We start from the raw sequence: 13,810 nt of genomic DNA on the forward strand, positions 1-13,810 counted from the left end.
TTGCGACCAGGCGTCGGCCCCCTGCCTGCGCGTCCTTTGCTCTGCTTCAACGGAGGCAACACTTCCGGCCCGTTTCCGTAGCGTGGGTTGAAGCAGAGCAAAGGACGCGCACCACCCGACCACCGGGCGGCCAGGCCCTCGGGTGGTCGGCCCCGGCCCGGCCCGCCGGTCAGAGCCCCAGGGCCGCGGCGATCTCCGTGCGCAGCCGCGCGATCGCCGACTGCGCTCGGGCGCGGGCGGCGGCGACGTCGCCGTCGGGCACCGGCTCCACCACCTCGAGGTACGCCTTGAGCTTCGGCTCGGTCCCGGACGGGCGGATCACCACCCGGGCCGCAGCGGTCCGCAGGATCACGACGTCCGACTCGGGCAGCAGGTCCCGGACGCTGTCCACCGGCTGCCCGAGCAGGGTGGCCGGGGTGGCCGCCCGGATCCGGGCCATCGCGTCGGCGATGACCCGCAGGTCGTCCACCCGGGCGGAGAGCTGGTCGGTGTGGTGTACGCCGAACTCGGCGGCCAGCTCGTCCAGCCGGTCGGTCAGCGTACGACCCTGCGTCTTCAGGCCGGCGGCCAACTCGGCCACTGTCAGCGCGGCGGTGATGCCGTCCTTGTCCCGGACGTGTTCCGGGGCGACGCAGTAGCCGAGCGCCTCCTCGTATCCGAAGACCAGCGGCGCGCTCCCGCCGCCGGCCCGCACGATCCACTTGAAGCCGGTCAGCGTCTCGTCGTAGGGCAGGCCCCGGGCCGCGCACATCGCCCGCAGCAGTGACGACGACACGATGGTGGTGGCGTAGAGCCCGGTCACCCCCCGACGCATCAGGTGGTCGGCGAGCAGGACACCCACCTCGTCGCCGCGCAGCATCCGCCAGCCGTGCCGGTCTTCCCGGACGACCACAGCGCAACGGTCGGCGTCCGGGTCGTTGGCGATGGCGAGGTCCGCGCCGGTGGAGTCGGCCAGGGCGATCAGCCGGTCCACCGCACCCGGTTCCTCCGGGTTGGGGAACGACACGGTGGGGAACGCCGGGTCCGGCTCGGCCTGGTCGGGCACCACCCCGGGGGTCGGGAAGCCAGCGCTGGCGAAGGCGGCGGTGAGCACCGCCGCGCCCACCCCGTGCAGCGGCGTGTACGCCACCGTCAGGTCCCGTGGCCCGTCCGGGTCGATCACCGCGGTGGCCCGTTCGACGTACGAGGCGACCAGGTCGTCGCCGAGCACCTGACCGGGCCCGCCCAACGGCACCTGGGCCAGCGGCCCGACCGATCGGATGGCCGCCTCGATACCGGCGTCGGCGGGTGGCACGATCTGCGCGCCAGCGCCCAACTCGCCGCCCAGCTCCGCGCCGAGGTAGACCTTGTAGCCGTTGTCCTGCGGCGGGTTGTGGCTGGCCGTGACCATCACGCCGGCGACACCGCCGAGGTGCCGCACCGCGTACGCCAGCACCGGGGTGGGCAGCGGGTAAGGCAGCAGCAGCGCCGGGCGGCCCGCGCCGGTGGCCACCTGGGCGGTGCGCTCCGCGAACTGCCGCGAGCCGTGCCGGGCGTCGTACCCGATCACCAGCGGGCCGGTGCCACGCTGGGCCGCGAGCCAGGTGACCAGGCCGGCAGCGGCCTGGGTGACCACGGCGAGGTTCATGCCGTTCGGGCCGGCGCGCAGTGGGCCGCGCAGGCCCGCCGTGCCGAAGGTCAGCGGGCCGGCGAACCGGTCGGCCAGCTCCGGGGCGCTCGCCGGCAGCCCGTCGAGCAGCGCCGTCAGCTCGTCCCGGCTGACCGGGTCGGGGTCGTCGGCCAGCCAGCGCCGGGCTTGCTCGCGAATGTCGTCGATGTCAGTGGTGTCCGCCGCCATGCCCCTTGATAGCACGGCGGCGGATCACCCCTGCGGGTTCCCTCCGGCTCAGCCGTCTCCGGTGAGCTGGAACGTCCGCGCCATCTCGTCGAAGATCGGCTTGCTCTCCGCGAACTTGGCGTCGGTGGCGGTGAGGTAGAACGAGTACGCCTTGCCGTCCTGCGCCACGCCCCGCCAGACGCCGTGCCGCATCGCGTCACCCTCACCGCAGGTGTACTCGAATTCCGCTGCCGGCTTGCTGGCCAGCTCGGTCTCGGTGGCGGAGATCTGGCTGTACGGCTTGACGCAGGAGGTGCTCCGGGTCTTGAGGCCGTTCTCCGCCGTCTCGGCCCACCGGGTGGAGCTGCTGCTCCACTTCTCGGTGATGATGCGGACCTTGCGGCCGCTGTCCGCCGGGTCGACGTAGTCGGTGTACGAGCCGCCGGTGGTCTTCTTCCAGCCCTTCGGCACCATGACCTGGATTCCGCGGGACGTGTGCTCCTGCATCTCGACAGTGGGAGCTACCGGGGCGGACGACGCGGTGGGCTGCGCCGCCGGGGTGTTCGGCGGGGAGCCCTCGCCGCTGGAGAGCGCCACAGCGGTGAGCAGCAGCACCACGACCAGACCGCCGGCCGCGGCGAGCTGCACCTTGCGCGGCCAGCCCTTGACAGTGGTGACCAGCTGACCACCGGTGGCCCGGACCTTGTCCAACGCGCTGCCACCGGAAGCGGCGGGAGTGGTGGCCCAGGGCTGGCCGGTGCCCGGCACCGACCACTGGTTGCCGCCACCGTAGGTGCCGCCGACGCGCTGGGTGGCCTCCGGTGCTGCGCCGCCGTACCCGACCTGCTGGGTGGCATCGGCCGGGCTGCCGTAGCTGACCCGCTGGGTGGCGTCGGGGTGCCCGCCGGCGTCCACCCGCTGGGTGGCGTCCGCGTTGCCGCCGTAGGTGCGCCCGACCGCCGGTCGGCCGGGGGCCGGCATCGCGCCGGTCGGCGTGTGCAGCGGGCCGGCCAACGCGTCGGCGCTGGTCTCGTCGAGCCCACCGGTGGTGCCGGCCGCGCGAGCTGCCTGGGGGCGCTCGCCCCGGCGCAGCGAGGCCAGCCGGTCGGTCAGGGACTCGCCCGGGGCCAGCATCGCCTTACCACCGATCTGGCTGTCCGGCTTCGGCTCCGGCTGGGCCGGCGGGAGGACGGGGATGGGGCGCTGCTGCACCGGCACCACGGCGTACGGGTCGGTGACCGAGTGCACAGCCGTCGCCGTGCTGCCCAGCGGGCCGGCGAGCAGCTCGCGCAGCATCGCCCGGGAGGTGTGCACATCGAGTCGGCGCGCCGGGTCCTTCTCCAACAGACCCATCAGCACCCGGGTCAGCGGGCCGCTGCGCTGCGGTGGGGCGGGTGGGTCCTCCACCACTGCGTGCATGGTCTCGATCGGGTCGCCCTTGTCGAACGGGGGCCGCCCCTCGACGGCGGTGTAGAGCGTCACACCCAGCGAGAAGAGGTCACTGGGCGGGCCGAACTCCTGGCCCATGGCCCGCTCGGGCGAGATGAAGTGCGGCGAGCCGAGCACCATGCCGGGGGTGGTGAGCTGCACGTCGGTGGGCATCCGGGCGACCCCGAAGTCGGTCAGCACGCAGCGCCCGTCGGTGCAGATCAGCACGTTTGCGGGTTTGACGTCGCGGTGCAGCACGCCGATCGCGTGCGCGACCTCCAACGCGCCGAGCAGCGCGATGCCGATCTTGGCGACGGCGCGGGGCGCGACCGGCCCGTCCTCGATCACCATGTCGGCGAGGCTGCGGGCGTCCAGCAGCTCCATCACGATCCACGGCCGGCCGGCCTCGGTGACCACGTCGTACACCTGCACCACAGCGGGGTGCTGGATGGCGGCGGCGGCGCGGGCCTCGCGCAGGGTGCGTTCGTACATCGCGTCGCGGTCGCTGGGGGCCAGCCCCGGGGGCAGGACGACCTCCTTCACCGCCACGTCACGGCGCAGCAGGGTGTCTGTGGCGCGCCACACCGTGCCCATGCCGCCGTTGCCCACCGAGGACCGCAGCGAGTACCGGCCACCAATGGTGGTGCCGGGCGCCGCTCGTCCGTTGGCGGGACTAACTGGTCCGCCGCTCCACGTCGGGATCTGAGTCACAGAAAAGCCACCGGGGGAAATCGAGGGGGGCTGGGACACAACCCCCCTATCTTGCTGGTTCCGACGCCCGATGCGAAAGCCGACGCGACGGACGTTTGTCGAAGTCGACAGAACGTGCCCTGTCGTTCACCTGGTGTCGACCGGTCGGGACGCACTGTGCGGTATCCCTCACCCGACGACGTGGCCAGGCGTCCTACCATCCGGGGATGAACCAACGGCGGTCAAGTGAGTCCGGTTTCCCGATCAACGGCGTCTACACGGAGGCCGACCTTCCGGAGGACCTGGACTCCCGGCTCGGCAGCCCGGGCGAGTTCCCGTACACCCGGGGTGTCTACCCCACCATGTACACCTCCCGCCCGTGGACCATGCGCCAGTACGCCGGCTTCGGCACCGCCACCGAGTCCAACGCGCGGTACCACCAGCTGTTGCGGGCCGGCACGATGGGCCTCTCGGTCGCGTTCGACCTGCCGACCCAGATGGGCTACGACTCCGACGAGCCGATCGCGCACGGCGAGGTCGGCAAGGTGGGCGTGGCGATCGACTCCATCGAGGACATGCGGCTGCTCTTCGCCGACATCCCACTGGACAAGGTGTCCACCTCGATGACGATCAACGCGCCCGGCTCGGTGCTGCTGCTGCTCTACCAACTCGTCGCCGAGGAGAACGGGGTGCCGGGCACGGCGCTCAACGGCACCATCCAGAACGACATCCTCAAGGAGTACATCGCCCGGGGGACGTACATCTTCCCGCCGAAGCCGTCGCTGCGCCTGGTGGCCGACACGTTCGCGTACTGCCGCAGCGAGGTGCCGAAGTGGAACACCATCTCCATCTCCGGCTACCACATGGCGGAGGCCGGCGCGACGCCAGCGCAGGAGATCGCGTTCACCCTGGCCAACGGGGTGGAGTACGTCCGGGCGGCGCTGGCCGCCGGGCTCGCCGTCGACGACTTCGCGCCCCGGCTGTCGTTCTTCTTCGTGGCCCGCACCACGCTGCTGGAGGAGGTGGCGAAGTTCCGCGCCGCCCGGCGGATCTGGGCCCGGATGATGCGGGACGACTTCGGCGCCAAGGATCCGAAGTCGATGATGTTGCGGTTCCACACCCAGACCGCGGGCGTGCAGCTCACCGCCCAGCAGCCGGAGGTGAACCTGGTTCGGGTGGCGGTGCAGGGGTTGGCCGCCGTGCTCGGTGGCACCCAGTCGTTGCACACCAACAGCTTCGACGAGGCGATCGCGCTGCCCACCGAGAAGGCGGCCCGGCTCGCGCTGCGTACCCAGCAGGTGCTGGCCTACGAGACGGACCTGACCGCCACCGTCGACCCGTTCGCCGGGTCGTACGTGGTGGAGGCGATGACCGCCGAGATCGAGGCCGCTGCCGTCGAGTTGATGGAGCGGGTGGCCGACCACGGCTCGGCGGTGGACGCGATCGAGGCCGGGTTCCAGAAGCGGGAGATCGAGCAGTCCGCGTATCGGATCGCCCAGGAGATCGACTCGGGGGAGCGGGTGGTGGTCGGGCTCAACCGGTTCACAGTTGACGAGGAGGAGCCGTACGAGCCGCTGCGGGTCGACCCGACGATCGAGGCGGCCCAGGCCGACCGGCTGGCCCGGCTGCGCTCCGAGCGGGACGCCGACGCGGTGACGCGGGCTCTCGCCGATCTTCGGGCCGCCGCCGAGGGCACTGACAACGTGTTGTACCCGATGAAGGAGGCGCTGCGGGCCCGGGCGACAGTGGGCGAGGTCTGCGGGACGCTGCGTGAGGTGTGGGGGTTGTACCGGCCCACCGACCGCTTCTGAGCGCCCGGCCGCGACTGCGGCTGAGCGCCTGGCCGCGACTGCGGCCTCGGGGCGCGGTGTGTCCGGCGCTCTCAGCGGGTATCCGGTCGGTTGAGCCGGGACGCACACCCTGTGCGCCCACGGTGGGTGGGTGCGTGTGAGCGTCCTTATCCGGCTCGTTGCGGAGTGTGGTCGGCTAATTGTCGGAGTGTCAGTTCATCACCCCGACTAATGCGACAATTTGGCAACAGGGCTCCGACTGGCGCCGGGATTCGTGACCGCCGCGATCGGTTACGCGTTGTAGGAGGTGAGGGGCTGATGACGGCATTCGACCGTGATCTACCTGCTGTCCCCCGCCTTGAGGAGCGCCCCCAGCAGGGCATACGTGACTCTGCGCGGTCCGATCATTACCGTAACGAGGTTGCGCAGCGTCACCGTCGGAGGTCTAGGCTGTCTGCTGTCCCCGATGATCCATCCATTCCTAGTGATCGAGAATTCGACGTGACGAGTGCGTTGACGCTGCCCACAAATGGCCAGCTGGCGTCGTCCTGGCCGGAGACGCCACCGGGATCCCAGCCCCTGCCCCGCGAGCTGGACCACCTTCTCGCGCTCCGGGCACCGGGGTTGATCGCTACGCGCCGTCACCTCCACTCGCACCCTGAGCTCTCCGGCAACGAGTTCGAGACGGCCGCGCTGATCGCCCGGGAGCTGTCGCTGGCCGGGCTGACCCCGCGCCTGCTGCCCAAGGGCAACGGCGTGATCTGCGACGTCAACGGCAGGCCGGACGGCCCGGTCGTGGCGCTGCGCGCCGACATCGACGCCCTGCCGCTGGACGACCCCAAGGACGTCCCGTACCGGTCGACAGTGGAGGGCGTCTGCCACGCCTGTGGGCACGACGTGCACACCTCGATCCTGCTCGGCGTCGGCATGCTGCTGGCCCAGCTCGCCGACCTCGGTGAGCTGGACGGTCGGGTCCGGCTCATCTTCCAGCCGGCCGAGGAGATCCTGCCCTGCGGGTCGCTGGAGGTCATTGAGGCCGGCGGCCTGGACGACGTGGTGCAGATCTTCGCGCTGCACTGCGACCCGAACCTGCCGGTGGGCCAGGTCGGCCTGCGGGTCGGCCCGATCACCGCGGCAGCCGACAACGTGACAGTCCGACTCTCCGGCCCGGGCGGGCACACCGCCCGTCCGCACCTGACAGTGGACATGGTCGACGCCCTCGGTCGGCTGATCACCGAGGTGCCCGCCCTGGTCAGCCGTCGGGTGCCGGCCAACAGCGGCCTGCTGCTGGTCTTCGGCCACGCCTCGGCCGGCACCCGCTACAACGTCATCCCGTCCGAGGCGAGCGCCTCCGGCACCCTCCGCGTGATGGACCGCGACACCTGGGAGGAGGCTCCCAAGATCGTCGCTCAGGTGGTGCGGGACGTGATCGCACCGACCGGTGCCACTGTCGACCTGGAATACCTGCGCGGCCGGCCGCCGGTGTGCAACGACGCCCGCGCCATCCAGGTGCTGACCGCCGCCACCGCCGCCGCACTCGGCCCGGACGGGATCGCCGAGACACCGCAGAGCATGGGCGGCGAGGACTTCTCCTGGTACCTGGAGTACGTCCCCGGCGCCCTCGCCCGGCTCGGCGTGGGTCGCTCCGGCCCCAACGTCGACCTGCACCGGGCGAGCTTCGACGTGGACGAGCGGGCCATCCCGGTCGGCGTCCGCGTCATGGTGCAGACCGCGCTGAGGGCACTGGCGGCGGCGCGCTGACCGGCGCGACCAGAGCCCGGGTCCTGCGCCGTCGGCGCAGCACCACCAGCAGCACCGCCAGCGGTACGCCGAACGCCACGAGCCAGGGCAGCAACGCGCCCAGCACCGTGAGCAGGACGGTCATCGAGACGACGAACGCCTTCCAGCCGCCCCGGAGCCCGACCAGGAAGCCGGTCTCGGCCCCCTCCTCGGTGTCCTTCGCCGCCGGGCCCGCCAGCGACACGGTGATCGTGGAGAGGGCGGTCAGGTCGGCCAGGCGTCGCTTCTTGGCCTCCAGCGAGGCCAGGTCGGCCTCCCGGCGACCCAACTCGTTCTCCAACGACACCAGGTCGGTGATCGAGGAAGCCCTGGCCAGCAACCGGCGGGCGCTCTCCACCCGCGCGCGCTGACTGGTGATCCGGGCGTCCAGGTCGACGGTCTCCTCGGTGACGTCCTGAGTGTTGATCTCCCGGCTCTGCTGCCGACCGAGCTTCGCGATCTCCTCCACCACGTCGGTGAACTTCGCCGCCGGCACTCGCAGCTCCAGCTCCGCCACCGCGTCGTCGTCGTCGGCACTGCGCCGCTCGTCACCACCGACAAAGCCACCGGCCCGGGTGGCCACGGCAGTGGTCTCGCGGGCGGCCGAGTCCACATCGTCCACCTGCACCCGCATCGTTCCGGTGTAGATGATCGCCCGCTGGTCGACCCGCAGGTCCGGCGCGCCGGCGCCGGCCCCCTCCGGTGCGCCCGCGGCGGCGTCCCGGCCCGCCTCGCCACCGTTGGCCGCCGGCGCCTCGGCCGCCGAGCCCGCGGCGTCCTTCGACCCACTGTCGCCGGCACCGCATCCCGTCAGCGCCAGCGCCGCCGCCAGTGTCGTCGCCGCCAGCAGCGCACCGCGGCGTCGTCCCACCTGTCCGTCCATCCCCGCTCCCATCGTCGTCAACCGGTGTGGCGATAGCTCGGACGCGACGTGCACACCGGCTGGTTCCGGCAGACTGCGCTGAGGACGTCACGATTCGATAATCGAGGAGTCACGATGCGGCTCACCAAGTACGCCCACTCCTGCCTTCGGGTGGAACACGACGGGGGAGTGCTCGTCGTCGACCCCGGTGTGTTCAGCGACGCCGCTGCGGCGCTGGACGGTGCGGACGCGGTGCTGATCACCCACCAACACCCCGACCACCTCGACCTGGCAGCGGTGCGCCGCCAGCTCGACCGACAGCCGTTCCCGATCCACGGGCCCGCCTCGCTCGGCGAGGCCCTGGGCGACGCGGCCGACGTGCTGCGCCCGGTCAGCGTCGGTGAGTCGTTCACCGCCGCCGGGGTCGCGGTGCGCGCGTACGGGGGGCGGCACGCCGTGATCCATCCCGACATCCCGGTGATCGACAACCTCGGTTACCTGATCAACGACGTGGTCTACCACCCGGGCGACTCGCTGGTGGTGCCCGACGAGACACCGGTCGACACGCTCTTCGCGCCGATCCACGCCCCCTGGTCGAAGTTCTCCGAGGTGCTCGACTTCATCCGCGCGGTCGCGCCGCGACGCGCGTACGCCCTGCACGACGCGTTGCTCAACGACAACGGGCTGGGCGTGCTCGACCGGCAGTACACAGCGCTGTCCGGCACCGAGTACCAGCGGCTGGAGCCCGGTAGCCGGGTGGACGTCTGACCCGATGCCCGGCCTCTCCGCGGAGCTGGTGCAGCAGCTCTACCGCACCCCACCGGACCGGTTCGTGGCCGCCCGGGACGCCGCTGTGGCCGAGGCCCGCCGGTCCGGCGACCCGACCACCGCCCGGCAACTGGCCCGGCTGCGTCGCCCGACGGTGGCCGCCTGGTTGGTGAATCTGCTCGCCATCCGACGTCCGGAGCTGGTCGCCGATCTGGTGCAGCTCGCCGACGCCCTGCGGGTCGCCCAGCGGGAGCTGCGCGGGCCCCGACTGCGGGAGTTGTCCGCGCAGCGCCGGGCGGTGGTCGGCGCCCTGGTCGCCGAGGTGCGCAAGCTCGCCGCGGCCGAGCCGGACGCGCCACCGGCGAGCCGGCTGCCCCTGGCCGAGGTGGAGGCGACGCTGAACGCGGCGTTCTCCGACGTCGAGGTCGCCGAGCAGGTGCGGGCCGGCCGGCTGCTGCGGGCGGCCAGCTACGCCGGCTTCGGTGAGGTGCCCCGGCCGCAACTGCGGCTGGTCACCGGCGATGACGAGGAGCGCGAGGAGGAACGCCCGGCCCGCCGACCCGGCCCGCAACGGGGCCGTGCGGAGGCGGCACCCCGCACGGACCGGGCGGCCGAACGTGCCGAGCAGGCCGCGCAGCGGGCGGCCCGAGCCGAGCGGGCCCGGCAGCGCCGTGCCCTGGACCGGGAGTTGGCGAAGGCCCAGACCGACCAGGAGCGGGCCGAGGCCGAGCTGACCGAGGCGACCGGGCAGGAGCGCGACGGTGCGGCCGTACTCGATGGTCTTGAGGCCGAGCTGGCCGAGCTGGAGCGGCGGCGCGCGGTCGCCGAGCAGGACCTCAGCCGGGCCAAGCTCGCCCGGCGTGCCGCCGAGCGGGCGGTCACCGTGGCCCGGCGGCGCGCCGGTGAGGTCGAGGCACTGGCGGCCGAAGAGGGGAATGCGGACGCGGGCGGTGGCGCGGCAGACTGACCATCGATGGACGACGACGAGTGTGCGGACCGTGCACGGCGGGTAACCCCGGGTCGGGGCGTGGTCGTGGTCGGCGGGTCCGGTTGCCCGAGCGGGGCACCGCTGTGACTCCGGAGCAGGTCGCGGCCGCCAGTAAGCCCGTCGTGCTCGACCTGGGCGACGCCTTCAGTCGGGACCCGACCACGTTGCGCCGGGCCCGACTGCTCGGCATTTCCGGCTGGGCCTTCTACATCAGCGGCCGGGCCGGCGCGCTCGGCGATGTGCGGGCCGAGACGGCTGCCGCCGCCCTCGGGTTCATCGCCCCGGACGCAGTCGCCGACGGCTGGGACGCCGCCGCCCGGGTCGTTCCGCCGTTCGAGGTGGCCGCCGCGAGCCTCGCCGAATGCTGCCGGTGGGGGGCCCAGCAACTCGGCCCCCTGCCCGGCACCGAGCGCCTGTCAGCGCTCGTCGAGCGGGCCGTGGTGGCCGCGGAGGCCAGTGCGATGCCGCTCTTCGCCGCGTGGCGGGCCATGCCGCTTCCGGATCTCTCTCCCGGGGCCCGCAGCGCCGCCGGGCTGCGGCTGCTCCGGGAACACTTCACCGGCGCCTACCTGCTGGCGGTACGCGCCGCCGGGATGACCCCGCTGGAGGCCGTGCTGGCCGGGCCCGAGGGCGAGGCCGGGGCGGTGGCCTGTGGCTGGCCGCCGCCGTACCCGCCGATCGGGCCGCTGGTGCGCCGCCGACTCTGGGCGGAGGCGGTGACCAACCGGCTGGCTGCGCCGGCGTTCACGGCCCTCGGCCCCGCCGACGGCGCGGAGTTGGTGGAGTTGCTGCACCGCACCCGGGTCGACCTCGGCTGAGCCTCGGCCGCCGTCGGTGGGTCTGCGGGAGACCCAGTGGACCGACATGTACGAACTTCCTGTTCAGGCGGCCGGTGTGTGATTGACGACCCCGGCCCGGCCCGCCCGGCGCTCCGGTGGACAGCGGGAGCAGACTGGAGGGGTGCGATACGCGCTGCTACGCCGACGCGGTGCCGGTGGGGCGGGCCCGCAGCTCGGTGACGTAGTCGTCCGGGGCGCCCGCCTTCTCGGCGGCGTTCACGATCTCCGACAGGTACCACGCGGTCGGCAGACCACCCTCGTACCCGTTGAAGACGTAGATCCACGCAGTCACGTCGCCGTCGAGGGTGGAGACGCGCACGTGCAGCTTGCGATACGTGCCGGCGGTCACCCCCTCGAGCTCGTCGAGCTGACCCGCGTCGTACGGGTGGATGTCGTAGAGCGCCACGAAGACCCGGTCACCGGGAGACTCGACCAGGGTGCTCACCGCACCCTCCCAGCCGATCACGTCCGCCCCGGCGAAGGTCAGCCGCCAGCCCTCCAGCCAGCCGGTGCCCACCATCGGCGAATGCGGACAGTAGGCGCGCATCCGGGCAGGGTCGAGATTTGAGCCGTAGGCGGCGTGATGACGCACGGCGATGACGATAGCCCGGCCGACGGGTGGGGGAGAATACGACAGTGCGTGTCGAATGCGCTCGGGAGAAGAAAATCACTGTGAGCACTGACGAAGGGCGAAAGCTGTGAGCCGGATCGTGATCATCGGTGGGGGGCCGGCCGGGTACGAGGCGGCTCTGGTCGCCGCCCAGCTGGACGCCGATGTCACAGTGGTGGAGGCCGACGGTGCCGGTGGGGCCTGCGTGCTCTCCGACTGCGTACCGTCGAAGACCTTCATCGCCAGCTCGCAGGTGGTCACCGGCTACCGCGACACCGAGGAGTTCGGGGTGCACTCGGACGGCCTGGAGGCGGTCACCGTCGACGCCCGGGCGGTGCACGGGCGGGTCAAGCGGTTGGCCCTAGCGCAGTCCGCGGACATCCACGCCAAGCTGCTGAAGGCGGGGGTCACCTTCGTGGCCGGCACCGCCCGGCTCGGCGAGGACTCCCTCGGGCACACCCACCGGGTCGTCGTCACCCCCGCCGACGGTGGCGACGTGTACTCGATCGACGCGTCCACCGTGCTGGTGGCCACCGGCTCGACTCCCCGCCAGCTGCCCACCGCCGTGCCGGACGGCGAGCGCATCCTGACCTGGCGACAGGTGTACGACCTGCCGGAGCTGCCCGAGCACCTGATCGTGGTCGGGTCCGGCGTGACCGGCGCGGAATTCGCCAGCGCGTACCTGGCGATGGGGGTCGAGGTGACACTGGTCTCCAGCCGGGACCGGGTGATGCCCCACGAGGACGCCGACGCCGCCTCGGCCATCGAGCGGGTGTTCCGCAACCGGGGCATGGAGATCCTCAACAACTCCCGGGCCGACGCGGTCCGGCGGACCGGCGACGGCGTCGAGGTGGAGCTCTCCGACGGCCGTAAGGTGACCGGCTCGCACGCGCTGATCACCGTCGGTTCGATCCCCAACACGGCCAACCTGGGCCTGACCGAGTACGGGGTGGAGCTGGGCCGGGGCGGCTACTTGACCGTCGACCGGGCTTCCCGGACCAACGTGCCCGGCATCTACGCCGCCGGCGACTGCACCGGGGTGCTGCTGCTGGCCAGCGTCGCCGCCATGCAGGGCCGGATCGCCATGTGGCACGCGCTCGGCGAGGCCGTCCGCCCGCTGCGGCTGCGTACCGTCGCGGCGAACGTCTTCACCGACCCGGAGCTGGCCACAGTGGGTGTCTCGCAGGACGAGGTGGACGCGGGCAAGGTGCCGGCCCGGCAGGTGATGCTGCCGCTGTCCGGCAACGCCCGGGCCAAGATGGACGACCTCTCCGACGGTTTCGTGAAGCTGTTCTGCCGTCCCGCGAGCGGTCAGGTGATCGGCGGTGTGGTGGTCGCTCCGAAGGCCAGCGAGCTGATCCTGCCCATCACCATGGCGGTGGAGAACAACCTCACCGTCAACGAGCTGGCCCAGACCATCACCATCTACCCGAGCCTGTCCGGCTCGATCACCGAGGCGGCCCGCCAGCTCATGCTGCACGAGTTGGAGTAGACGCCCCGTCCTCGTCGATCATGGACTTGTGGTGGTCGTTCTACGCTGCCACACCCCTTTTGTGAGGCACCACAACTGCATGATCGACGGATGAAGGTCGGGTGAGGGTCGTCGCTACCGTCGCCAGGACCGCTACCTCGGTGAGGATCAGGAGGCGTTCGGCCAGGCCGATGAGCATTCGGTCGCCGGGGTAGGCGGACCAGATCATCGCCGCCGCCAGGGCCAGGCTCAGCAGGACCAGGGTGCGTAGCGTCCGGGCGGCGGGCGTCAGGTCGGGTCGGCGGGCGAGCAGCCAGCCGCCGATCGGCAACGCCAGGAAGGCGACCACCGACGCGTACCGGTGCAGGTAGGCGGCGGTGGTCATGGCGGTGCCCGGCTCGTTCGTCGGCACCACGGCGGCCAGCAGCAGCCCACCCACCCATGCGCCGAGCAGCAGCTCGGCCGTTCGACCGGAGCGGGGTCGGGGTGGAGCGGTGTGGCGCAGTCCGTACAACAACGCCACTGTGGCGAGCGCGAGCACCACCATGGCGATGTCGATGACGCCGCCCCGGTCGGAGACCGCGAAGTCGCTGATGGTCAACGCCCACGGGTTGAGGTCGTCGTTGACTTCGAGGTGGCCGATCACGGTGAGCAGCGCCGCCAGGGCGATCCCGCCCAGGGCCAGCAGGCCGGTACTCCGGGTAACAGGCATGCCTCAGCCTGTCGCCGCGGACACCCCAGCCGAATCCGGGACAGCCACCGAAATCGC

Annotated in this window: 11 protein-coding genes; 6 read left to right on the top strand and 5 right to left on the bottom strand. The window is 72.2% G+C overall.

Features of this window, described 5'->3' with window-relative positions; genetic code table 11:
- Positions 1-169 precede the first annotated feature (169 nt).
- Both ABZS40_RS02315 and ABZS40_RS02320 read right to left on the bottom strand, forming a co-directional pair.
- Entirely contained in the window at positions 170-1,837 is a 1,668-nt protein-coding gene (locus ABZS40_RS02315; protein WP_354941016.1) for a phospho-sugar mutase, read from the bottom strand.
- Positions 1,838-1,885: 48 nt separating this feature from the next.
- Positions 1,886-3,955, bottom strand: a complete 2,070-nt coding sequence (locus ABZS40_RS02320) for a protein kinase (RefSeq protein ID WP_354941019.1) — start codon at positions 3,953-3,955, stop codon at positions 1,886-1,888.
- Positions 3,956-4,161: 206 nt separating this feature from the next.
- Between ABZS40_RS02320 and ABZS40_RS02325 the strand changes: the two genes are divergently transcribed.
- A complete protein-coding gene (locus ABZS40_RS02325) occupies positions 4,162-5,745 on the top strand; it encodes a methylmalonyl-CoA mutase family protein (protein WP_354941022.1) in 1,584 nt (527 codons plus the stop codon).
- A gap of 480 nt (positions 5,746-6,225) precedes the next feature.
- A complete protein-coding gene (locus ABZS40_RS02330; RefSeq protein WP_354941025.1) occupies positions 6,226-7,485 on the top strand; it encodes an amidohydrolase in 1,260 nt (419 codons plus the stop codon).
- Here ABZS40_RS02330 and ABZS40_RS02335 read toward each other — a convergent pair.
- Entirely contained in the window at positions 7,442-8,407 is a 966-nt protein-coding gene (locus ABZS40_RS02335; protein ID WP_354941027.1) for a DUF4349 domain-containing protein, read from the bottom strand. The genes ABZS40_RS02330 and ABZS40_RS02335 overlap by 44 nt on opposite strands.
- 93 nt (positions 8,408-8,500) lie before the next feature.
- Here ABZS40_RS02335 and ABZS40_RS02340 point away from each other — a divergent pair, with 93 nt between their 5' ends.
- From ABZS40_RS02340 to ABZS40_RS02350, 3 genes are all read left to right on the top strand, one after another.
- Entirely contained in the window at positions 8,501-9,133 is a 633-nt protein-coding gene (locus tag ABZS40_RS02340; RefSeq protein ID WP_354941030.1) for an MBL fold metallo-hydrolase, read from the top strand.
- Between the two features lie 4 nt (positions 9,134-9,137).
- A complete protein-coding gene (locus tag ABZS40_RS02345; RefSeq protein WP_354941033.1) occupies positions 9,138-10,100 on the top strand; it encodes a hypothetical protein in 963 nt (320 codons plus the stop codon).
- A 104-nt stretch (positions 10,101-10,204) separates the two neighbouring features.
- On the top strand, positions 10,205-10,939 hold the full coding sequence (locus ABZS40_RS02350) for a hypothetical protein (RefSeq protein ID WP_354941036.1): 735 nt from the start codon (positions 10,205-10,207) through the stop codon (positions 10,937-10,939).
- Positions 10,940-11,096: 157 nt separating this feature from the next.
- Here the strand turns inward: ABZS40_RS02350 and ABZS40_RS02355 are convergent, their stop codons facing one another.
- Positions 11,097-11,552: a gamma-glutamylcyclotransferase gene (locus ABZS40_RS02355; protein WP_354941039.1), complete on the bottom strand. Its 456-nt coding sequence runs from the start codon at positions 11,550-11,552 to the stop codon at positions 11,097-11,099.
- A gap of 106 nt (positions 11,553-11,658) precedes the next feature.
- Between ABZS40_RS02355 and ABZS40_RS02360 the strand changes: the two genes are divergently transcribed.
- Positions 11,659-13,062, top strand: coding sequence for an NAD(P)H-quinone dehydrogenase (locus ABZS40_RS02360; protein WP_354941042.1), 1,404 nt, complete (start codon positions 11,659-11,661; stop codon positions 13,060-13,062).
- Between the two features lie 40 nt (positions 13,063-13,102).
- Here ABZS40_RS02360 and ABZS40_RS02365 read toward each other — a convergent pair whose 3' ends face one another.
- On the bottom strand, positions 13,103-13,753 hold the full coding sequence (locus ABZS40_RS02365) for a DUF998 domain-containing protein (RefSeq protein WP_354941045.1): 651 nt from the start codon (positions 13,751-13,753) through the stop codon (positions 13,103-13,105).
- Between the last annotated feature and the right edge of the window lie 57 nt (positions 13,754-13,810).

This window comes from Micromonospora sp. NPDC005324 (assembly GCF_040607155.1).
GTDB classification, from domain to species: domain Bacteria; phylum Actinomycetota; class Actinomycetes; order Mycobacteriales; family Micromonosporaceae; genus Micromonospora; species Micromonospora trifolii.

Excerpts from the sequence above, each read along its gene's own strand:
- ABZS40_RS02315 (WP_354941016.1), bottom strand. The coding sequence starts at position 1,837 with ATGGCGGCGGACACCACTGACATCGACGACATTCGCGAGCAAGCCCGG.
- ABZS40_RS02325 (WP_354941022.1), top strand. The coding sequence starts at position 4,162 with ATGAACCAACGGCGGTCAAGTGAGTCCGGTTTCCCGATCAACGGCGTC.
- ABZS40_RS02340 (WP_354941030.1), top strand. The coding sequence starts at position 8,501 with ATGCGGCTCACCAAGTACGCCCACTCCTGCCTTCGGGTGGAACACGAC.
- ABZS40_RS02345 (WP_354941033.1), top strand. The coding sequence starts at position 9,138 with ATGCCCGGCCTCTCCGCGGAGCTGGTGCAGCAGCTCTACCGCACCCCA.
- ABZS40_RS02365 (WP_354941045.1), bottom strand. The coding sequence starts at position 13,753 with ATGCCTGTTACCCGGAGTACCGGCCTGCTGGCCCTGGGCGGGATCGCC.